The sequence below is a fragment of the Cohnella suwonensis genome (assembly GCF_042655365.1).
GTDB classification, from domain to species: Bacteria; Bacillota; Bacilli; order Paenibacillales; family Paenibacillaceae; genus Cohnella; species Cohnella suwonensis.
The window spans coordinates 130,856-153,463 of the sequence record NZ_JBHSMH010000101.1 but is presented as its reverse complement, the minus strand read 5'-3'; the positions used below and the strand labels follow the sequence as shown (position 1 = coordinate 153,463).

Sequence of the window (22,608 nt, the reverse complement as noted above, 5' to 3'; positions counted from 1 at the left end):
CAACTTAGATTCCCCCTCTTTCCGAAATGCCCGGAATCAGCCTTTCATCGCGCCCGCGGTCATTCCCTCGACGATAAATTCCTGAAGCAGGAAATAAAGAAGGAGAATCGGCATGATGACCACGATGATGTCCGCGAAAATCAAATTCCAGTCCGAGCTATACTTGCCTACGTAGTGGTACACCGACACGGTAACCGTCCATTTACCGCCGTCCGTCAGCAGATAGAACGGTCCCATGAAGTCGTTCCATACGGAGACGACCGTCAGCAGCGAAGCGGTAACGAGCACCGGCTGCATCAAAGGAAAGATGATGGAGACGAACAGACGGATCGGACCGCAGCCGTCGATGACGCCCGACTCGTCGAGCTCGCGCGGCACCGATTTCAAGTAACCCGTCATCAAAAACAGCGTGAACGGCAGCAGCACCGCCGCGTAATAAAAAATCATGCCTTGATACGTGTTATGCACGGACAAATTCATCAGCAGACGGATCGTCGGAACGATCGACACGGGCATGACCAGTCCGACGATAAACAAGTAGTACAGCAATCGATTCATCCGCGTGTCGTTGCGTTGAATGCTGAACGCCGCCAACGAAGCGAACAGGTTCGTCAGCAGCAGAGCTCCGACGGAGATGATCGCGCTGTTCGCGTACCCGGATGCGATTTTCGCATTTTCGAAGACGGTCGCGAAATTGCCCCACTCCCATGTTCTGGGCAGCGTGATATGGAATTTGCCCGCATCTCCCGCGTCCTTAAGCGCATTAAGCGCAATCATCGCGAAAGGCACGATGACGACGGCGGCCATCAGCAAGAGTAATATTTCTACAATAAGTAGCTTCGCGCGGCGGGCCGGCATCATAGGTCCACCTCCCTCTTGCGCAGCATGCGCAGGAACACGATTGCGACAATGGATATGATCAAGGTGAGCACGAGGCCGGAAGCGGTTGCGTAGCCCCAGTTGCCCCGCGAGAAATTGCGGAAGATCAGCGTATTGAACACTTCCGTGTCGTAGCCGGGGCCGCCGTTCGTCAGAACGAGCACCGTCTCGAACACCTTCATCGAGTTGATGACCGTAAGCAGGATATTGATCGTGAACGACGGAGCGAGCAGCGGAAACACGACGTTCTTGAATCTGCGCAGCGCGCCGGCGCCGTCGACGTCCGCCGCCTCCAGCAAATCTCTAGGAATCGTCTTGAGTCCGGCCAAATATACGACCATCGCGAATCCGGCGCTCCTCCACACCTCGGTCATCATGATGGAGAAAAGCGCATACCGGGAATCGTTGAGCCAATCGACCGCGAGTACATCGAGCCCGATCCAGCGCAGCGCTTGATTGAGCGGGCCGTCTTCAGGGCTGTAGATGGCCGTAAACACGTAGCCGATGATCAGCGGCGCGATGACGACCGGCGTATAAAAGGCTGTCCGGTAGAACGCGGTTACGCGCGTGCTCCGATTAAGCATCATGGCCAGGAGCAGTCCGATCGCGTTGACGAGAACGGTGACGACGACCGCGTATAGGAGCGTATTCCGGACGGCCAGCCCGAGAACGCCTTCGGAGAACAGGTCCCGGAAATTGTCCAGGCCGATGTAATGGACCTCGTCGCTGTAGGCGCTCCAGTCCGTGAAGCTGTAAGCGAATCCGGTCAGCGTCGGATAGACGAAAAACAATCCGTAAACCAACAATGCCGGAACGATAAAATAAAACGGATAGCGCGTCCGGTTCCAAGCCTTCATTATGCATCATCCTCCGCATGGCGGATTTCCGGCGAAAACTGCCGGAGGGAGCGGCCGCGCGGCCGTTCCCCCCGGGACTTGCATACGATCAAAATCCGGGTATTTTTTTGTTTTTGCCGTCCAGCTTGTAGTTGCGGTCCATTTGCTCTACGGCTTTTTGCGCGTCGCCCTTGGCCACGAGCTCCTGCGTAATCTTGTCGAAGTCGATGATGCCGGCCGGCAGCCGCAGCTGAATCTGGATAATGCCGTTGCCTGCCTCGATGTAGTCGTAGATGTCTTGCTGGCCCGGGAACAGCGCCGTCTCGACGCCTTTGTAGACCGGAATGCCCGGATTGTACTTATACCAGATCGCGAGCGATTCAGGCTTCGTCATATAGCGGGCGAGCTCCGCGGCCGCTTCGGCCCTCGGCGACGTCTTCGTGACGAAAATCTGTTTCGGAGGATACAGGGCCACGACCCCTTCGTCCTTGTCCGTAGGAAGCGGGAAATAACCGATATCGTTCACCTTGTCTCCGAAACGCTTCGACACTTCCGGAAGCATCCAATCGGCCTGGAAAACCATCGCGGCCGTTCCTTCGGCCAGCGCCTGCTGCTGATCCTCGTAAGTGCCCGCCAGCAAGTTCTTGTTATAGTACCCTTTCGCGCCGAGCTCGTATTGGAGCTCGAAGACGTGCTTCATTTCCGGAATGTCGGCAAAGCCGAGCGTGTTCGAGATCAGCTTCCGCACGCCTTCCTCGCCGCCGATCGTCGGCATGACGTACGACTGGAAAGCCGACAGCGGGAAGATTTGGGTCGGCCAGCCGGTTTTGCCCGCTTCATAGAACGGAACGATTCCGGCGGATTTGATCGCCTCCGCATTGGCCAGCAGCTCGGCGTACGTCTTCGGTACCGAAAGGCCGAGCTTCTCGTACACCTTCTTGTTGTAGAGAACGCCCATCGCGTTGTACGTTCCCCAAGGCATGCCGTAAATTTTCCCGTCCGCCGTGTAGAAGTCCTTGACGGCGGTCGTCAGATTGCCGACGAAGCCTTCCGAGGTTAATTCGGCGAGATTTTTGTCCGCCTGCATCGTCACGTACGCGTTCGGCCCAGCGAAGAAATAAAAGATATCCGGGGCGTCCTGCGTGGCAAAACGCGTCTTGATGATGTTCTCGTACTGGTTCACGTCGGGCAAAATTTGAAAGTCGACCTTATTCCCCGTCTCCTGCTCGAATCCGGCGAATATTTCCTTGAACGCCTGCGCTTCTGCGTCCCCATTCGCCATCGTGGCGAACGTCAGCTTGACGGACTCCTTCGGCGTTTCCTGCGTTTCCTGGGCTACCTTTGCGGCCGGCGATTCCGTTGCGGCCGGCGATGACGGTTGCGATGCTTGGTTATTGTCGTTCCCGCTTCCGCAAGCGGTAACGGCAAACGCCAGCAGCAGCGCCGACGCCATGGCCGAGCCTTTCTTCCATCGTTTCATTCCGTTTCCCCCAAATCGTTTAGATTGGCTTTTCATAACCAGTATAGAAAACGCTTCCGTATTTGAAATGGGGATCGTTCACTCGTTTCATAGGGGAATCTCACGATATCCGTGTTCACGGCCTCGGTTCATTAGGCTGCTTCTTGTATTCTCTCGGCGTTTGCCCGGTCCAATGCTTGAACAGCTTGCTGAAATAGAAGGGATCGGAGTATCCGACCATCTCCGCGATGTCCTTGAACAGCAGGCGCGGCTTCTCGCGGATGAGCCGCTTCGCCTCGGCCAGCCGGATCTCGGTCAAACAGTCGATCGGGCTATGCCCGTACCGGCGCTTGAACACCCGCCCAAGATAGGAAGGATTCATGCCGAACCGATCTGCCAGCTCCGTCAGGCCGATATTCCTCATGTAATGGCTTTCCAGATACCGCTTGATTTCCTCCGTTCGCGACGAATCGGACTCTCCCTCCCGGTCGAGAGAATCGAAGAAGGCGCCGAACAACTCCTTCACGTTCCGGGACATCTCGGCCGCGTCTCCCGCTTGCCAGACCGCTTCCTCCAGCTCGCGATTGCGCACCAGGTCGGCCGCTTTCGGAGACAGATCGGGCATTTTCCGCATCCAGTCCTGAAGCCGGAAACGCAGCGTTGCGATCCACTGAACCCTCGTCGCGGCGCTCCAAGCCTCCGTATGAAAGACGATATCCAACTTATGGAGAAACTCGCTCTTCCTCATCTTCGCCAGCCGCTCGTCCAGCTCCCGGCCGAGCCCTTCCGGAATCGGCAGCAAAGGAAGGGAAAAGGCGGGTTTCCCCCGTTCGGGAAAAAGCGTACGAACCCCTTCCAGCGGGAATCCGTCGATGGCGGCCTGAGACAGCTTGGCCAGCAGCGGCTGAAGCTCGGAAGGCAATTTGCGCAGCGTTCCGGCGGCAATGCAGGCGCAACCGATTCCCAATCCGGAGGCCGCGCAGTCCAGCAGACGGCCGATCCGCTCATCCGTCAGCCGATGAACCCCGATCACCGCGATCCGTTGATTGACCGCCGTTCCGGGAATGACGTATATGTTCTCCCCCGCATTCAGACAGGGCTTCAAATCCAGCCCCCATTCCTCCTGCGCGCGGTAAAACTCCTGTTCCGGAGGCGTCCATGCGCAGAACACCGCATAATGCGCGTGGTAGAAATATTCCTCCGCGCGCATCCGCAGAGGCTCCGAGGCGTCAACATGACGTTGATAGGCCCATTGCGTCAGCCACTCCGTCTCCACCAACGCCTGGTTTTTCATCAGCCTGGCTTTGACCGCGGCCAGAAATCGCGCGAGCTGTTCCACGCTCGGCGGTTTCAGCAAAAAGTCGCTCACCCCGAGATCGATCGCCTTTCTCGCGTATTCGAAGTCCCTGTAGCCCGTTAAAATCGCGAACTGCGTGTCCGGGTATTTCCGTCTGGCAAGCTCGATCAGCGACAGCCCGTCCATGACCGGCATATAGATGTCCGTCAGAAGAACATGCGGCTTCACCAGATCCCATTCCATCCAGGCATATTCTCCATTCTCGTATTCGCCCACGATTTTGAAATCCGGATCGATCGAGCGGATTTTGTCCGCGATGCTTTGCAGAAGAAGCGGCTCGTCTTCAACCACGACGATTCTGAACATGCGTATCCTCCCTCTTGGCTCCGAATGCGATCTCCAGCTCCATCCCTTCTTCCAGGTTGCTTACCCGGAACGACATGGCTCCTCCGTAAAATAAATAAAGGCGCATAAGGGCGTTTTCCAGTCCCATTCCGCCGATTCCCTGCTTGCCGACATTGTCCGGCGACACGTATCGGCCGATCTCCAGATCCTCCGCGAACCGTTCGATTCTGCCCAGCGCATCCTTCCCGAAGCCCACGCCGTTGTCGGAAATCCGGATCGAGAAGCCGCCCTGCTCTCCCGGCCGGACGACGACGCGAACCCACCAAGGCGGATGAACGCTGCGAAAGCCGTGCGCGAAGGAATTCTCGACGATCGGCTGCAGCACCAGCTTCGGAAAGGCAAGCCCGTAAAGCGCCTCCTCCGCTTCGATGTCGAATTCGAAGTGTTCCTGATAGCGGAGCTTCATCAGTTCCAAATAGTTGCGCGTAAAGCGCAGCTCTTCGCCAAGCTCCGTCTGGTCGGCGTCCCGTCGGCTGATGTAGGCCATCATCTGCATCATGCTGTGGCACATGGCCGCCGCCTGTTCCGCCCCTTCCTGCTCGGCCAGAACGCCGATGGAGCTCAGCGTGTTAAACACGAAATGCGGCTGCATCTGCGCCTGAAGAGCATGAAGCTGCGCCTGGCTTTCTCTGCGCTGCGCCTCGAGCGCCAGTTCGACGGACTGGTTCAGCCTCGCTTTGAGCGAGAAAAAACCGTCGAACAGCTCCTGTATTTCGTGCGAGGCCTGAGCGTAAGTCCGGTCGCCGTTGCCGGCTTTGCGAATGTGCAGGCGCTCGAGATCCCACCGCTTGATATCCCTTAAGATGAGCCGGATCGGCTTGGTAATCGAAGAAGCGATCACGTAAGCGAGCAGAAGCGCGATCAGCTCCGCCGCGATCGTCACGGTAATGACCACGTCGCGGAGCGCGTTCACCGGCGCGAGCAGCTCCGACTCCGGCAGCGCGGCGACGATCGACAGCCCGTAGGACGGCGAATGCACCCAGTCGAGCAAATATCGGGTTCCGTCCGCCGTCCGGATGAAATGGCCCTTCTCCCCGGACGGTCCGGCCGGAATGTCCGACCAGGCGAAAGGAGGCTTGGACTTTGCGCTTGCATCCGCCGGATAGAACGAACGCCCTTCCCCGTCGAAGACGAATAGACGGAGGTCCGACCGCTCCGCCGCATCGCCGATGATGTCGACGAGTTTGTCGTACGATTGCTGCACTTCGACGAATTTGGGCGAAAACGCCGCGTTGTTGGGGAAAAACCGGACCAGGGAAAAGACGAGCCCGTCGGACTGAAACCAGGTGTCCTTGCGAGGAGGAACGAGATATTTATCCCCGTCCCTCTTCATGACCGCATCCAGCCATTCCGTCCGCAACATCCGCTCCTTCAGATCGTCGTAAGGGTCGATCTTCAAGCCGTACGTGATCAGATCCCCGTTCAGATTAAAGACATTGATTTGCTGGGCGATAAACGAAGGGCCGTTCAGCGTGGACAGCGTCATTTCGAGCGACTTCTTCAAATCCAGCCCTTCGTAGCTGTCCGAAGAGGCGGCAAACGCTTCCTCGAAGCGGTTTTGAAAGACGGGGCTGTACAGCACTTGCGCGGAAATCCGATCCAAATCGCGGAACACCTGGACGAGGGAGGCATCCACGCGCCGCAATGTCTGGTTGGAAGATTCCAAAGAGCGCTCCATCAGAATGTCGGCGATGCGCGTATAGAAGAAAATACTGAGCGATGCGATGATGAAAGAAATGATGAAGGTGAACGACACGAACAATCTGTTGCGTATTCCGAATCCGCGCATAGAGCCCGCTCCCCCGCCGCTGAATTTCAAACGATGGCTTTGCTCTAAGCATAGCATAGGCAGGGAATTTCAGTTAAAAGTAGACATTTTACAAGAGTCGATGTAGAGATCTTCCATGTACATCGGCAGCCGAAACTTTTACATTACGGTTACAAGGAGGGATTCCGATGACCGTGAGGCTGAGAGGGGAAATTTTTTTCGAGGACGGATTTCCGATCTTCCTGAACCGGGAGACGGAAGGATTCCGTACCGCGATGCACCGGCACGATTTCTTCGAGCTGAGTTTGGTTGCGGAAGGACGCGGACGTCACTATATCGGCGATACCCAATTGGAGACGACCAAGGGAGACTTGTTCGTCATCCCCATAGGCACCCGGCACGTCTTCCGGCCCGATTCGGCTAGCGACGCGGACCGGCTGGTCGTGCACAACCTCGTGTTCGACGCCGCCGGACTCCCGGAGCTGTTGCGGTGGCTGCCGGAGGATGCCGGAATCGCGAAATTGCTGAAGTCCCGAGCGGAAGCACCGGAGCGTTGGCTTGCCTTGAAAGACGAAGATCGGCTGTTCGAGAACATCTTCATGCAGGCGTACCTGGAATATACGGAGCGTCGTACCGGATATCGGCCGATGATCGCCGCGCTGCTGCTGCAGGTCTTGCAATGGATCGACCGGACGACGCGGGAGAAGCGATCCGCAGTCCCGGTCGGCTTCGAATCGCCCGCTCCGTCGCAAATGCGGGACGCCATCGACGAGGCGCTCCGCTTTATCGACCGGAACTATTCCGACAAGCTGACGTTGAAGGAGCTTGCCGATCGCGCTTACATGAGCGTGAACCATTTCCAGCACCATTTCAAGAGACGGACGGGACAGACGTTCAACCGGTACGTGCAGGACGTTCGGATCCGCAATTGCTGCCAATTGCTGAGAACGACGGACAAGTCGGTCATTCAGACGGCGCAAGAAGTCGGCTATTCGGATATGAAACATTTCCACTCGCTGTTCCGCAAGATGACCGGCCATTCGCCGCGAGCGTTTCGTCTCGCCCGCGTGTGATCCAATAGAGGAGGAATACATCCATGACGCTGTCCATTGCGTCTTGCACGACCGAATATGCAGACCGGCCGCTCGGCCTTGACGTCCGGAAGCCGCGGCTCGGCTGGAAGCTCGTATCCGGAGAAAGGGGCGCCGTTCAGAGCGCCTACCGGGTCGTTGTCGCCTCGTCCCGCGAAGCGCTCGACCGCGACGAGGGAGATTTGTGGGACAGCGGCATCGTCGCGTCCCGCCAGTCCGTCAACGTGGTCTACGAGGGAATCGCGCTCGCGTCCGGTCAGGAGTGCCATTGGAAAGTCTGCGTCCGGGACGGCAAGGGGCGCGCATCCGACTGGAGCGAACCGGCGCTGTGGACGATGGGGCTGCTCGAGCGGGGAGATTGGAAAGCGAAGTGGATCGGCCGCAAGAAAGAAGCGGGCCTGGAGTTCCAACCATGCCCCTATGTTCGCAAGGCCTTCAAGGTCCGTTCGGGCTTGCGCCGGGCGACCGCCTATGCGACGGCGCTTGGCCTGTACGACCTGCGCGTTAACGGGGAACGGGTCAGCCCGCCGTTCGCTCCGGGCTGGACGGATTACAACGTTCGGGTCCAGACGCAGGCCTATGACCTGACCGGCCTGCTGCAAGAAGGCGGCAACGCGCTCGGCGCGGTCGTCGGCGACGGCTGGTACGCGGGAACGGTCGGTTTTCTCGGCAGGCACGTGTATGGAGAACGGCCTTTTTTTCTGCTGCAGCTTCATCTGGAGTACGAGGACGGCTCCTTCGAACGGGTCTGCACCGACGAAAGCTGGCGTACGGCCAAAGGACCGATCGTCTACTCCGACATGATCAAGGGAGAAGCCTACGACGCCCGACTGGAATGGGAGGATTGGGCGCTGCCCGGCTTCGACGACTTGGCTTGGGAGACGCCGGACGTCCGCCCGGGCTACAACGGATTGTTGACGGGGACGCCGGAACCGCCGATTCGGGTGACCGAGACGCTTCGTCCGGTGTCCGTGCGCCGGACCGATTCCGGCACCTACATATTCGACATGGGTCAAAATATGGTCGGCTGGACGAGACTTCGCGCGAGAGGACCGCGCGGGGCGAAGGTGACGGTCAGCCACGCGGAGATGCTCCGTCCCGACGGTTCCCTGTACCTGGACAATTTGCGGGAAGCCGTGCAGCAGGAGCATTACACGCTGCGGGGCGAAGGAGAAGAGACGTACGAGCCCAGCTTCACGTTCCACGGCTTCCGCTACGTCGAAGTCATCGGATACCCCGGAGAGCCGGGACCGGACGACATTGCCGGGCAGGTCGTTCATTCGGACATGCCCGTTTCCGGCAAATTGGAGACGTCGAATCCGATGATCGACAAGCTGTACGCGAACATTACTTGGGGGCAGCGAGGCAACTTCCTGTCCGTGCCGACCGATTGCCCGCAGCGCGACGAACGGCTCGGCTGGACCGGCGACGCGCAAATTTTCGCGCGGACGGCTTCGTACAACATGGACGCGTCCCGGTTTTTCAACAAATACGTCATCGATATGATCGACTGCCAGCAGCCTTCCGGGGCGTTCACGGACGTCGCGCCCGACGCGGGCTGGATCCGGCACAAAAACTGGAATACGCGGCTGAACTGGTACGCCCCGGACAACTCGGGCTGGGGAGACGCGGGCGTCATCATCCCGTGGACGTTGTACCTGATGTACGGGGACGTCCGCGTGCTGGAGTCGAACTACGGCGCCATGGTCCGCTGGGTCGAGTATTTGCGTTCCACGACGGACGGCCTCGTCCGGCCCGGTTACGCGAACTACGCCGACTGGCTGTCGATCGGAGCGGACACCCCGAACGAAGTGCTGGCGACCGCTTATTTCGCTTACGGCACGAAGCTGCTGGCAAGCATCGCCGGCGTGCTCGGCAAGCGGGAGGACGAGGCCGTTTACGGCGAGCTGTTCGGTCGGATCGCCGAAGCTTTCCGCTCCGCGTTCGTCGGCGAAGACGGGCGCATCTTCGGCGACACGCAGACGGTGTACGTGCTGGCGCTGCAGTTCGGGCTGCTGACGGAAGAGCAACGGGCCGCGGCCGTCGGCCGTCTCGTCGCCGACATCGAAAGCCGGGGCAACCGGCTGTCGACCGGTTTCCTCGGCGTCGGCTACCTGCTGCCCTCCCTGACGGACAACGGCCGGCTTGACGTCGCTTACCGGCTGCTGCTCCAGGAGGAATTTCCGTCCTGGATGTACTCGATCAAGCACGGGGCAACGACGATCTGGGAGCGCTGGGACGGATGGACGGAGAACGGCGGCTTCCAGACGCCGTCGATGAACTCGTTCAACCACTACTCCCTCGGTTCGGTCGGGGAGTGGATGTACCGGTACATGGCCGGCATCGAGGCCGACCCGTCGGCGCCCGGATTCGAGCGCGCCGTCATCCGGCCCCGTCCGGGAGGAGATCTTAAGCGCGTCGCCGCGGAATACGAGACGCCGTACGGCACCGTCGCGTCCGCGTGGTCCGTCGGCGCGGACGGCTCGTTCCGGCTGCAAGTATCCGTGCCCGCGAACGCCTCCGCGGTCGTGCATGTGCCCGGAGCGAACCCGCGCCTGTCCGGCGCCGCCGACGGCGTCGAGGCGTTCGGCGTTGAAGCCGGCGCCGCGCGGTTCCTCATCGGCTCCGGAGACTATGTCTTCGAGTCCGCAGTAGACGGCGGAGACTACGGTGCGGGTTCCGCATAACGCCAAATAAAAGGCTTTAAACCGCGAAAAGCAAGCCCCAAACCGGACCTGGATACAGGTCCGGCTTGGGGCTTGCTGCGTTGTTACCTCCTATTCGGGATCAATTCGTATAACTCGCTAACTTCACAACCGAGGGTATCGGCGATAGATAACGCTGTCTGAAGAGGCATGACTCTCTTGCGTTCTATATAGTCGGAGAGACGCTCCGGTTTATAAAGCAAATCTCGGGCGAGTTCATCTTTGGTCTTGCCGGATTCGAGCAAACGGTCCTCAAGCAAACAACGGCCAAGCTCGTATTTCATTCGGCCACTCCTTTGACCCCATTTTGGGCACATACCCCATTATGCACGAAGCCGGAACGTCTGAAACCTAGGACCATTTACATTCTAAAATGACTAAGCTGCTCTTGGGATATTTTCGTCATCTGGAGTAATTCATCCGCGGAATCCAATAAAGTTTTCATTACCCGCGCCTGATTCGTCATCGATTCCGAGGCGTAGTTCGTTTTCTCCGCCGATAGTTTGGCAATATCAGCGACTTCATGGACGGATGCCGTAACTTGCTCTGAGCTTGCGGAGATTCGCTCCGTTAGGCTGGATACCTGCTGCACGCGATCTACTAATCTCTGTGAAGATTCCAGTATTTTAGTGAATATATCATTCGCATGATTAATGGCTGCAATTCCTTTGTCGGTCTCTACGATCTCGTTATTCATGGATACGCCTAAGCTATTAATCTTACTCGTGATAGCTTCTAATTTTTCGGATATATCATCTGTAGACCTCTTAGACTGATTAGCCAGTTTTTGAATTTCGGAAGCGACTACCGCAAATCCTTTTCCATGTTCTCCTGCGCGCGCCGCTTCTATGGATGCGTTAAGCGCAAGTATGTTCGTTTGTGCCGAGATATGCGCTATGGCTCCGACGATACCTTGCACCTGTTGCGATTGGCTCGTCAGGAATTGTACTAATTCGCTGGAGCTCTTGACGGAAGCATTGATTTTATTCATTTGATTGAAAGCACCGTCTACGGCCAGATTGCCCTGAATGGCTTGTTGATGCGAGTTGAATGATTCATCAAGAACATCTTGGGCGGATTCGGCTATTTTCTGTATATGAATCGCGATTTCGTTCATAGCATTCGAGCTTTCCTCGGAATTAATGAATTGCGTCTGCGTTCCGCCGCTTAACTCGGCCATTGCACGATTGATGTCGTCCATTTCCTTCACGGATTGCGTTATCGCCTTTGTTAATGCGGACGAGGACGTAGTGACTTTACTGCTCGTGTTTTTACTTGCGCTAATCATTCTTTTAAACTCGCCGATAACCGTGTTAATAGGCTTAACAATGTCCCCGATTTCATCTTTCGTATAGGGAACAAGCTTGTTCGTTAAGTCTCCTTCGCTAACCTGAATAAGAGATGTATTAATATAGTTAATCGACTTCCTGACGGAAATATAGAATCCTATGAAAATATATAATAAAATGATAAATCCAATAACGACGGCAACATTAAACACGAATGCTTTAGATTCATATGCATCTACTCTATCCTTGATGAGCCCGTCTAATAAGCTTAACTCCAGTTGGTACAGCTCCGAATGATGCTGCAGCACCTTCGTAGACATTTGTAAGTAATCATTCACTGGAAGTAATAGCGTTGATGTATGCAATAACTCATTATTAACTAACTCGGTAAATTGATTTAATTCTTCTTCATGCTTTAACCTGGATGCTTCGAGCTCCGCGCTTAAAGAAGGATTTTGTTCGATGACTACTTTAATCCCGTTGCCGATGTCATTCGCGGAATAGTTCAACAAAGCCGTCAATGACAATAGTTGATCGCGTTGTTCCTCGGTCATGGCCTTAGCCAGTAAATACTCCGACCCTGAATCACGAATTTGCGCGAGCTTTTCAGTGGCAAAAGGGATCTTGTTAATGACCCCGTCCATTAAATAGTAACTATCCAGGTCCGGATCAAGAATTAAATTCGACGAATCCCCGACTTCTGCAATTAGTTTGATGCTTCGGTCGATGATATTGGATTGGTTGTCCAAACCGCCGGTTACATCCATGATTTTCCAATCGTCATATATTTCATGTATCGATCCTTCGACCTTTAATTCTTTTCCCAGCTTATCATCCACGGCAAAAGTTTCTTGAAACGCTTTTTCTATTTCTACATTGTTTTTTTCTATTTGTTCTTTTACGGCAGCTTCCTTATTGGATAGATAGATGTGGGATAGCCCTCGACTTTCCTGCATTTTCGCGATTAGAATTTGCAAAGGGGCTATATATTCAACGCCTAGTCTCTCTTTCGTATTAAACGAAATGAGATCGCTTGATTGACGTTGATACATGTAAGACATGACTACCATTGGAATAAAAATCAATAATCCGATAACGAGAAACTTATATGCATACCTCAATCTTCGAATCAACTGTTCGGATAACCAAAATAAATTCATCAATATCCTCCTATTATGGACTCCCTGTTGTCCTTCGACTTTATCAGAACACATTCTACTTTCTACAAATTTTGACAAAACCCTTTGTTTTGAATAAAATTATTCACGCTTGCTCAGCGATATGATCGGCCGTTCGAATGGCAAGCGCAACCGTAGTCAACGTTGGATTGCCGGACCCGATGAATGGCAAAACACTGTTGTCGGCCACATACAGTCCGGAAATCCCGTGAACTCGACCGTACTGATCCGTGACCGAGGTCGAAGGATCATTCCCCATACGGCACGTACCCGAGGTGTGATGCAAATCTCCGGTAGGTACAAGGCAGATTTCACCCATGGCGATATCGGCAACGGAAGAAATCCGCTTAACCGTATCCACCATCTTTTGAATTTCGGCTTGTTCCGCTTCGCTAAAGGAAAAGTACACTTCTATTTCCGGTACCCCGTATTCATCTTTTCTGTCAGGGTTGAGACTGACCCTGTTTTCATATCGCGGATCAATCTTGCCAAAACATTGGAGAAGTATGTCCAGCTCCTCTAGAAACGGTTTTTCTTCGGAAGATGGATACCAATCGTAACCGCTCGGCCCTACCAGACGGATTTGATAGGGCTTTTCCGGCGTTCCGGTAATTAATATGGCAAGAGTTCCTGCAATGTCCGTAAAATCGCTGCGCTTCACTTTTCCGGGAGCCAGCATAAAAACTTGATTGGTCATATAATGGCCGACCGCCCCTCCCTCGATACCCGAATTGAGAAGCAAACGCGGAGTTTCATACGTACTAGCCGACAATACGACCGTTTTGGCCTTGAGAATATAAGATCTCATATCAGGAGACATGACCTTGACGCCGGTAGCTTTCCCCTGATCGACCAGCACTTGGACAGCACGGGCGTTAATAGCCAAATCGAAAGATCTGAGGAATGAAGCTTTAGCTAGCAGAGAAAACGAACTAAAAAAAACATCCGCGTGAACTTCCCCGAACTTTGTCGGCTGAAGATCAGCGGCTATCGGCATATATCTCGATTCGGGAAAACCGCCTTGCTGCAGTCGAGTGAGCAAACTCTCCGTTAACGAAGACCCTTTGGCATATTCTTGGGTAACGTTCATGACCCGCTCGGCCATGGCATAATAGGTTTCCATTTCAGGAATCGGAACCGGCCAATCCGGAAGCAGGGACAAATCCAAGCGAGAAGTAACTAAATCCCAGAATACGGTCCTTCCCCCAAGGCAAATAACTTCTCTTGCCCCAATAAACTCCGGTAGGGAGCCTTGCAAAGATTTCGATATATATTGGTAGTATTGCGTAAGACGCGTACGATTCATCATAGGAAGGTTGCGGCCATGCGATGGCATAACAATGCTTCCTCTTTCAATAATGCCAATCCGTTTACCGTTATTCCGCCACTGTTCGCACAGTCTCCAGAGCATGGTTCCTCCTCCGGCGCCTGTACCTACAATCAGAACATCGTATTCGTTTTCCGCCATGGTTTCCAATGGAGTCAGAGGAATCCAATTATCGATATATTCTGATGGTTGGGGACAAGTCGGAGGAATAGCGACTTGCCTCATGTCCGATTCGGTGACGAAAGGAAGATTTATCAGCTTACCGGCGATGTTCTGATCGGGGTGTTCGATGGATGGATTAAGCGTTATGAGATCATCAATCGATACACGCTTCTGATCCGCGATGATTCGGAGCGTATCGTTGTTGCGAGCAACCCATATTTTCAATGCCATGAAGCCCCCCCCCCCCCTTTTTTGCATCTAAAGCCTAATTGAGTTTATGTAAGGGGTGCTGGGAATTAGTCTATTTTTGCGAGCTTCTCTTGTACTCTTGCAAGGAAACGCCGAACACTTTCTTAAAACGGTGGCTGAAATAATAAGGGTCCATAATCCCCACCTTCTCAGCGATCTGATAAGCTTTCAAAGTGGTTCCGCTTAAGAGATTAAGAGCTTCATCCATTCGAAGCTTAAGAAGATAATCGGTAAAGCTCTGGCTTGTTTCCTCTTTGAAAATCCTGCTCAGATAGCTGGCGTTGAGTTGGAATTTTTGCGAAACGGAACTTAGCGAGATTAACGTTATTAATGATAGAATCCGATAAAGCCGCCATCTTTGGAATTCGGGTCCGAAAATTGCGACCACATCGTGATCTTGATTTTTTCATCCGACGCGCTTGCGGACGACGAGCTTGCGGAAGTCTCTGGCGGTTGCGGAGTTGCGGACTCCCCGCTTTCTTATTTGCTGTTACCGCACGCAGCCAGTGCGATCATAAGAACAGCAGCCAGACTCAATATTGTCATTTTTCTGTAAAACTTCATCTGCTTTGACCTCCCGTATGATAAATAAATCGTTTACATTCCCTATTTTAAGCGACATCGCAGAAATGAAAATGTATGCGCTTTACTAAAAAGATAGAATCTTTTTACCTGAATGGAAACACCCGCCGGACTCATCCCATCCAGGCGGGTGTCATTAGACAATATTCGGGGCCTGCCGAGCACCAGCACGCCATACGGTTCCAGTTCGAAATCTCCCTCCAAAGAGTTGCCGCTTAGCAGATCTATCGTTTTACGCTGTAATTGCACGATTACCGACTTTCCTGAAAAGTTAAGCGCAAAAATGAATTTCTCATCTGTCACTGGATGACGGCGAACAGCCAACTCCACCTCGGTCGGCGCACGAACAACGTCCCTTTTCCGCATCTTATATCGACTCTACGATGGCGACGCCCCAGCGCTCCAATTCGATCCGTTCGCCGGAACGAATCGGCCGGTCAGCCAGAAGCTCTTTGCCTTCCCCGTGCGAATAATCGAAAGACTTCGGCTCGTCCGAATAGTTGAAATAATAACGAATCGTCTTGCCCTGCTCGTTCGTTCCCGACTTCACGATCAGCGGGAACCGCAGCTCCTGATCCAAGCCCAGCAGCCCCGCTTCCCGGCAGACTCGCTCCAGCAACTTCCCGACGACCGCTTCGCTCGGCATGCAGCCGATATAAGTCGCCGTACCCCGTCCATGCCGATTGGAGGTAATCGCCGCATACGCTCCCCAATGCGGATGGTCGTACCAGGCGAGTACCTCCGCCGTCGTCGGCGTGAGCAGCTCCATCCAGACGCCGACCCCGTTCCGATCCTCTCCTACGCCGAACGGATCTCCCTTCAGCGTTACGTTCTTCGGCTCGACGAACTGGCTGTACCGAATGCCGCACGCCTTCTCGATCAAGCCGGGCTGAACGCCGGTTCGAACCTGGATATGTTCGTCGGCGAATCCGCTCTTGAACGTGTACACGACGCGGCCGCCGTTCTCCACGTACCGATTCAGCCGTTCCAATAGCTCGTCCGACGCAGCGTAAAGCGCCGGCACGACGATAATCTCGTACTTCTCGAACGCTACACTGGAGCCTGGATGCACAATGTCGCAGCCGATATTCATCTCGTACAGCCGGTCGTACGCCAGGCGGACGATATCGTTGTAGCGAACGTTCCCTCCGGGCAGCTTAAACCATTCGAGCGCCGTCAATGCTTCGTTGCTGACGAGCACGGCAGCTCGATTGTTCTTCTTCAGGTTGACGAGCCTCGGCGACAGCCGGGCGAAATCGCGGCCGATCGTGGCCGCTTCTTCATAAGTCGGATTCGTTCCCAGATCGTGGCTGAGCAAGCCTTTCCAGTACGTCTCGAACGAGTTATGGATCGAATGCCAATGCCAGTATTCGACCATGTTGGCTCCGGAGGCCAGATGGCTGAACGCCTGAAGCCGCAGCTGCCCGGGGTAAGGCGTCCAGTTCGGAAAAGCCTGCGCCTGCGTCTCCAGCACGAAGTAATTCGTTTCCTTCAGCGAACGGGTGGAGTCGCCGCCGAACGAGATTTCCTTCCCGGTCAGCTCGTCCTGCGAAGGATGGTAAATATCGACTCCCGCGATGTCGAGCGCCTTGGCCGCTTCGAAGTGATCGACGTCCGGCTGGACGCCGAACGAATGACCCCGCCACTCGAAATCGAAGTTATGCGTCACGAATTGATCCGGGCGCTTGTACTCGTTCACGATGGAAGCCTGCCATGCCAGAAATTCGGTGACAAGCTGCCGCTGGAATCGCGCGAATTCCGCGCCCAGGCTTCCGTTAATCGTGCCGACGGCGGACGGAAAATCCTCCCAGCTATTGATCCGGTTGCTCCAGTAATCAAGGCCGAATTCCCGATTCAGCCGCTCCAGCGTGCCGAATTTGTCCTTCATGTATTTGACGAACCGGAGCTGCACGTTCGGGCCGCTCGTCCGGTAATGCTTCGTCTCGTTGTCGACCTGATAGCCGATGACCGCGGGATGGCCGCAGACGCGCCCGATCAGCTTGCGGATGATCCGTTCGGAGTAGAAGAGGTACGTCGGATTCGCGATGTCCATAATCTGCCGGGCTCCATATCGTCCGGGGCCATCGGGCGTCTCCGCCAGCACGTCCGGATACTCCTTGACCATCCAGGTCGGCACCGCGTACGTCGGCGTTCCGACGATGACGTGAATGCCCGCCGCATGCATGGCGTCCAGCACGCGATCCACGCTGGAGAAGTCGAACACGCCGTTCTGCGGCTCGTGCGTGCTCCATGTCGACTCCGCGATGCGGACTAGGTTAATGCCGGCGGTCTTCATCATCTCGATGTCCGTGCTCAAACGCTCGTAAGGCATATATTCATCGTAGTAAGCAACCCCGTAAAGCAGCTTTTTCATCGTCGGTCTCTCCCTTATCTATCCTCTATAGGTTATTTCGGTACTGATTCGGCGTCATTCCGGTATGCTTCTTGAACACTTGGAAAAAATACTTCTCGTCCTGGTAGCCGGATTCATGCGCGATATCGGAAATTCGCAGACTGTGGTCCTTCAGAAGGCGGGAAGCGTGCTCGATGCGAATTCGGTGCAAGTAATCGATGAAGCTCGTCTGCATCTGCTGCTTGAACAAGTAGCTGATATAACCCGGCGTAACGTACACCTCGCGAGCGACCGATTCCCGGCTGATATCCTTGCGGAAGTGCTCCCGGACATAAGCCAGCACAGATTCGAACAGCCTGTTGCCGTTCTTCCGGGCGTTCAGATGCTCGGCTATCTTCAGCGCCGTATCGGTGAGCGAAGCCATAATATGCTCCAGGCCGGAACGGGCCAACATGCGGGTGATCTCGTCCAAGCCGCTGCCGAACACCTCGTGAACGTTCACGTTCTTCTCGATGCAATCCCGGTAGAGCGCGAAGTATAGGGCAAAAATCGAATTGATGACGCTCTCCTTCAGGGAGCTCTCCGGCTGCAGAGCGGAGAGAAACGCCTGCAGGCTGTCCCGGATCGCCGCTTGCTCTCCCTTCGCGATCGCTTGAAGCACGGCCTTCTCATCCGCAAGCGGATAGGATGAATGGGTGAAATCCTCTTCCTCGGCCGCTTCCAGATAATCGGCGATCTTTCCGTTGCCGCCGTAGAACCGGGCATTCAGCGCCTTCTCCGCTTCCCGGCAAGACGCTCGCAGATGCCGGATGCTCCGGTCGAAGCTTCCGATTCCGACGGATACGGTGAACTTGAGATAGCGCTCCGAATTGCGCTGAATCGCTTCGGCGTACGGCACGAGCGTCTTCGCGTCCAGCCACTCCTCCGCGTTCAGAAGAAGGAAGAGGTCGTCGTGGTGCTCGAAGGCGGCGCATCGGCATAAGGGCGCGAACGTTTCCTCGGCGATATTTTTCAAGGCATACTTGAAGAGTTCGATATCGACGCTGCCATAACTCTGTTGGACCCGGTGGAAATCGTCGATCTGAACGACCAAAGCGCCGAAGAACGTGAACGGGAACGAGATATCGTTCAGCTTCAGGTTGGCCAATAGCCGATCGTAAGGCGGGCGTTCCGTGAGCGCCAACCGGCTCAGCGCATTTTCCTTCAAGAAGGGGAAGCTCTCCCTGAAGCCGCTCTTCAGCTCCTCCAGCCGTTCCTCCTCGCGCCTCTCGTCGGCGATCTCCTCGGTCAGCTGCACGACCAGATCGAGGATTTCCTGCCTGCGGCTCGGCTTGAGCAGATAGCGGGAGGCGCCGGCGGTCATCGCTTTCTGGGCGTAGGCGAATTCGTCGTACCCGCTCATGATGACGTTTTTCGTGTTCGGATATACTTCGGCGACGCGCTCGATCAGCTCCAGTCCGTCCATGACCGGCATCCGAATGTCCGTCAGCAGAATATCGACGCGATTGAGCTTCATGATCTCCAGCGCTTCCGCGCCGTCGCGCGCTTCTCCGACGATCTCGATCCGATGCGCCGCCCAATCGATCAATGTCCGGATTCCCGTCCGGGCTCTCTCCTCGTCGTCAACGATAAGCAGTCGGAACATTCTCTTCACTCTCCCCGTTTTGAAGGATTGCAGGAATGACGATCTCAACCTTCGTTCCCTTGCCCGGTTCGCTGTCATAGCGGAGCCGATAGCCGTCCTTGTAATAATGCTTTAACCTCTCGATCACGTTGCGAACGGCGTAACCTCCCGTCTCGCGGGCGACGTTCACGTCGCTCTCCCTTGGGATCTCGGTCAGCTTGGCCATCTCCTCGGGTTCCATTCCCGAACCGGTATCCTCGATGATGAACCGCAAGCAATCTCCTTCCCGGACGCCCGAGACGCGAACGAAGCCGCCGCCCCTCTTGCGCTCGATGCCGTGAACGATCGCGTTCTCGACGAACGGCTGCAGGAGCAGCTTCAGCATGACATAGTCGTCCAGCTCGGCGGGAATATCGATCCGGTAATCCAGCACGTCCCGGAACCGCATCTTCTGCAAGCTCAGATAGAGCCCGAGAAGCTCCCGCTCCTTCGAGACGCTGGTGAAGCTCTTGCCGCGGTTCAGGCTGAGGCGGAACAGGCGGGACAGGTTGATGATCATCTCGCTGATTCGTTCCTGGCCCGCGGCTTCCGCTTCCCAGAAGATCGTATCGAGCATGTTGTACAGAAAATGAGGGTTGATCTGCGCCTGCAGCGCCTTCAGCTCCGCTTCCTGCTCCCGAAGGCGGAGCACGTAGACGTCGTCGACCAGCGCCTTGATGTTCGCCACCATGTTGTTATAGCCTTGGCTCAAATAGCCGATTTCATCGCCGTACTTGATCTCGACCTTCTCGTCGAATTGGCCGTTCTGGAAGCGGCGCATGGACAAGAGCAGGTTTTTGATCGGGGCGGTCAGGAACGAGGTCAGCAGCAGCATGACGGGAATGCTCATGAGGAGCCATCCTCCGATCAGCAGAGCAACGAACAGCTTGATGGAATTCAACTCTTTGGTCAGCGTGCCGAGCGGAACCGCGTAGAGGTAATCCCAGCCGTTCTCCCCCTTGCTGTACGTCAGCAGCAAGTTCTCTCCGTTCAGCTTGACGACCCTTGAACCGGACTCCGGGACCGTAGATCGGAGCTCGGCCCATTCCGAACGGTCCGCCTGATAGAATGATTTGCCGGCTTCAAGAAGAGGGGTTCCGGTCGAATCGAGAATGACGATTCCGTGATCCTTATCATATAGATTGGCCAAGTATTGCCCCATGATCGTCTCCCGGTTGACGCCCGCGAAAATAAAGCCGATCGCGGAGCCGTTGTTGACGTTCCGCACGATGCGGGTCATGCCGATCTTATCTTTCCGGTTGTTCCGAATGAACACGTTGTTCTCCTCGGTCAGCGGAAACCAGAGGGGAGACCCGCGCAAAGCGGCGGTCTCGTCGTAGATGCGGCTGGCGGCGATCTCTTGAATCGTGCCGGATCCGCTGCTGTCGTCGGTGGCGACTTGGAACAGCGGCGGCCCATCCTTGCCATACAAAGCGACATAGTCGAAGTTGCCCGTCAGCAGCATCTGATTCATCAGCGTTGCCGTCGAGCCGGTATATAACAGCGGATCCAGCGAACCGGACGGGCGTTCATCCTGCTGGAGAGTCTTCTGGATGAACGGATCCATGGCGAACACCGTCACCCAATTGGAGACGGCCCGCTGCATCAATTGCATATTGTTCTCCGCGACCCGAACGACTCCGAGATTGGTGGAGCTGACTTTGCTCACGATCTGGGTCCGGGACGTCTGAATGGCATAATATCCAAGCGCAACGGAGAAAATCGTCATGAGCAGCGTGAACAAGATGATGATCTTATATTTGAGACTTAATTTCAGATACGCGCGCAGCATGCGGATCACAAGCCTTTACGATTCTTTGATGTTATTCTAGTCTTCCTGCCCGACGTTCACAATGTCTTCGGCGAAGGATTCGACAATCGTCTACCTTCGTCTTTTTTTCTCTACTGACCGGCCTGCCGGCGGCTTGCTATGATCAGAACGGGGACTGGAACCATCAGGTCCGAATCGAAGATCAGGGGGATTAAAGATGAAGAAAATTTCCAACTGGACGCGTGCGTCCGTACTGACTCTAGCGATCGCGTCCGTCGGCGCGCTGTCCGCTTGCGGCGGCGACAACAACTCGAACACGGCATCGGACACCGGTAACGGCGGCAACGGAAGCGGCGAGAGCAAGGTAACGCTTCGCTTCTTCTCGAACCTGCCGGACCGCAAGTCCGGGCAAGGGCTTGCCGAACAGACGGTTATCGACAATTACATCAAAGAGAACCCGAACGTCAAGATCGACGTGGAGACGCTCGCCGAAGAACCGTTCAAGAACAAGCTGAAGGCTTATATGTCCTCCAACGAGCCGATCGACATCTCGATGGTTCACGGCGGCGCCGAACTCAGCACGCTCGTTCAAGCCGGTTACGTCAAGGAGCTTGATCCGAAGGCATACGAAGGCGAACAATTCAACTTCCTGCCGGGCGTGTACAAGTCGTTCACGTTTAACGACAAGCTGTACGGCTTGCCTCGCAACAGCGACTACGAAGTGATCTATTACAACAAGAAGCTGTTCGAAGACAACGGCGTCAAGGTGCCGACGACGTTCTCCGAACTGATTGACGCGGCCAAGGCGTTCCGCGACAAGGGCATCGCCCCGATGTCCACCAACGGCAAAGACCTGTGGAGCTTCGGGTTGATGTACCAGAACATCGTTCAGCGTTACAGCGGCGATCAGAACCTCATTCTGGATACCATCGATAAGAAGAAGAAGCTCGCGGAAGACGATAGCTTCCTTAAAGCCGCTCAATATCTCGCGCAGCTGCGCGACGTTAAGATTTTCCAAGATTCCTTCATGACGGCCGATTACGGCGCATCCCAGAACCTGTTCGCTCAAGGCAAAGCGGCGATGTGGTACATGGGCTCCTGGGAAGCCGGAATGGCGACCAACGCGAGCCTTCCGGAGGAATTCCGCGACAACCTGGGCGTTATCCAATTCCCGATCGCGGAAGACGGCAAAGGCAAGATCGACGATCTGATCGCTTGGAACGGCGGCGGCTATGTGCTAGTAAGCAGCTCGAAGCACCCTGAAGAAGCGAAGAAGTTCTTCGATTACCTGATGAGCGCGAACCAATGGGCGAAGACCGCTTGGGATACGGGAGCTGCCGTACCGGCGCAGAAGTACGAGCTGACCGGTTCGGAGAGCGAAGTTCAGAAGAAGCTGACCGACATTCTGGTGAAAGCGACCTCGACGGCCGGCGCTTCCTTCATCGACTACGGCACGCCTAAGTACAAGGACGATACCCAGAACGCGTTCGGCAAATTCTTCGCAGGCAACCAGTCTCCCGAAGACCTGGTAGCGGCGCTCCAATCGGCGGCGGACAGCCAGTAATCGCATAGACGGAGGGGATAAGGACAGGGC

The 22,608-nt window shown here is 55.4% G+C and carries 16 protein-coding genes; 3 read left to right on the top strand and 13 right to left on the bottom strand.

What is annotated here, in order from left to right; genetic code table 11:
- Positions 1 to 36: 36 nt before the first annotated feature.
- The 5 genes from ACFPPD_RS23010 to ACFPPD_RS22990 form a co-directional block, all read right to left on the bottom strand.
- The gene (locus ACFPPD_RS23010; RefSeq protein ID WP_209745877.1) at positions 37 to 861 is read right to left on the bottom strand and encodes a carbohydrate ABC transporter permease; all 825 of its coding nucleotides are present in this window, start codon (positions 859 to 861) and stop codon (positions 37 to 39) included.
- On the bottom strand, positions 858 to 1,736 hold the full coding sequence (locus tag ACFPPD_RS23005; protein WP_209745875.1) for a carbohydrate ABC transporter permease: 879 nt from the start codon (positions 1,734 to 1,736) through the stop codon (positions 858 to 860). The genes ACFPPD_RS23010 and ACFPPD_RS23005 overlap by 4 nt, the downstream gene beginning before the upstream one ends.
- 88 nt (positions 1,737 to 1,824) lie before the next feature.
- Entirely contained in the window at positions 1,825 to 3,195 is a 1,371-nt protein-coding gene (locus ACFPPD_RS23000) for an ABC transporter substrate-binding protein (protein WP_209745873.1), read from the bottom strand.
- A 115-nt stretch (positions 3,196 to 3,310) separates the two neighbouring features.
- Positions 3,311 to 4,837, bottom strand: coding sequence for a helix-turn-helix domain-containing protein (locus ACFPPD_RS22995; protein ID WP_209745871.1), 1,527 nt, complete (start codon positions 4,835 to 4,837; stop codon positions 3,311 to 3,313).
- Positions 4,815 to 6,665 carry a sensor histidine kinase gene (locus tag ACFPPD_RS22990; RefSeq protein WP_209745869.1) on the bottom strand — a complete coding sequence of 617 codons (1,851 nt, stop codon included), beginning with the start codon at positions 6,663 to 6,665 and terminating at the stop codon, positions 4,815 to 4,817. Before ACFPPD_RS22990 ends, ACFPPD_RS22995 begins: the two co-directional genes overlap by 23 nt.
- Before the next feature lie 167 nt (positions 6,666 to 6,832).
- On the opposite strand from ACFPPD_RS22990, the gene ACFPPD_RS22985 reads away from it, so the two are divergent.
- Together ACFPPD_RS22985 and ACFPPD_RS22980 are read left to right on the top strand one after the other, a co-directional pair.
- Positions 6,833 to 7,717 carry an AraC family transcriptional regulator gene (locus ACFPPD_RS22985; RefSeq protein WP_209745867.1) on the top strand — a complete coding sequence of 295 codons (885 nt, stop codon included), beginning with the start codon at positions 6,833 to 6,835 and terminating at the stop codon, positions 7,715 to 7,717.
- A 23-nt stretch (positions 7,718 to 7,740) separates the two neighbouring features.
- Positions 7,741 to 10,422 (top strand): family 78 glycoside hydrolase catalytic domain, encoded by a 2,682-nt coding sequence (locus tag ACFPPD_RS22980; RefSeq protein WP_209745865.1) that lies wholly within the window; start codon positions 7,741 to 7,743, stop codon positions 10,420 to 10,422.
- Between the two features lie 83 nt (positions 10,423 to 10,505).
- Here the strand turns inward: ACFPPD_RS22980 and ACFPPD_RS22975 are convergent, their stop codons facing one another.
- The 8 genes from ACFPPD_RS22975 to ACFPPD_RS22940 form a co-directional block, all read right to left on the bottom strand.
- Positions 10,506 to 10,724 carry a helix-turn-helix domain-containing protein gene (locus ACFPPD_RS22975; protein WP_209745864.1) on the bottom strand — a complete coding sequence of 73 codons (219 nt, stop codon included), beginning with the start codon at positions 10,722 to 10,724 and terminating at the stop codon, positions 10,506 to 10,508.
- 77 nt (positions 10,725 to 10,801) lie between these two features.
- A complete protein-coding gene (locus tag ACFPPD_RS22970; protein WP_209745862.1) occupies positions 10,802 to 12,889 on the bottom strand; it encodes a methyl-accepting chemotaxis protein in 2,088 nt (695 codons plus the stop codon).
- Between the two features lie 103 nt (positions 12,890 to 12,992).
- A complete protein-coding gene (locus tag ACFPPD_RS22965; RefSeq protein WP_378083491.1) occupies positions 12,993 to 14,627 on the bottom strand; it encodes a GMC oxidoreductase in 1,635 nt (544 codons plus the stop codon).
- Between the two features lie 70 nt (positions 14,628 to 14,697).
- Positions 14,698 to 15,033 (bottom strand): helix-turn-helix domain-containing protein, encoded by a 336-nt coding sequence (locus ACFPPD_RS22960; RefSeq protein ID WP_209745858.1) that lies wholly within the window; start codon positions 15,031 to 15,033, stop codon positions 14,698 to 14,700.
- Positions 15,034 to 15,251: 218 nt separating this feature from the next.
- Positions 15,252 to 15,593, bottom strand: a complete 342-nt coding sequence (locus ACFPPD_RS22955; RefSeq protein ID WP_209745856.1) for a Beta-galactosidase C-terminal domain — start codon at positions 15,591 to 15,593, stop codon at positions 15,252 to 15,254.
- Position 15,594: 1 nt separating this feature from the next.
- Positions 15,595 to 17,601, bottom strand: coding sequence for a beta-galactosidase (locus tag ACFPPD_RS22950; RefSeq protein ID WP_209745854.1), 2,007 nt, complete (start codon positions 17,599 to 17,601; stop codon positions 15,595 to 15,597).
- A 25-nt stretch (positions 17,602 to 17,626) separates the two neighbouring features.
- Positions 17,627 to 19,225, bottom strand: a complete 1,599-nt coding sequence (locus ACFPPD_RS22945) for a response regulator (protein WP_209745853.1) — start codon at positions 19,223 to 19,225, stop codon at positions 17,627 to 17,629.
- Complete coding sequence (locus ACFPPD_RS22940) at positions 19,203 to 21,035, bottom strand: cache domain-containing sensor histidine kinase (protein WP_209745851.1); 1,833 nt, start codon at positions 21,033 to 21,035, stop codon at positions 19,203 to 19,205. Before ACFPPD_RS22940 ends, ACFPPD_RS22945 begins: the two co-directional genes overlap by 23 nt.
- 196 nt (positions 21,036 to 21,231) lie before the next feature.
- On the opposite strand from ACFPPD_RS22940, the gene ACFPPD_RS22935 reads away from it, so the two are divergent.
- Positions 21,232 to 22,578, top strand: coding sequence for an ABC transporter substrate-binding protein (locus ACFPPD_RS22935; protein WP_209745849.1), 1,347 nt, complete (start codon positions 21,232 to 21,234; stop codon positions 22,576 to 22,578).
- The last annotated feature ends 30 nt before the right edge of the window (positions 22,579 to 22,608 follow it).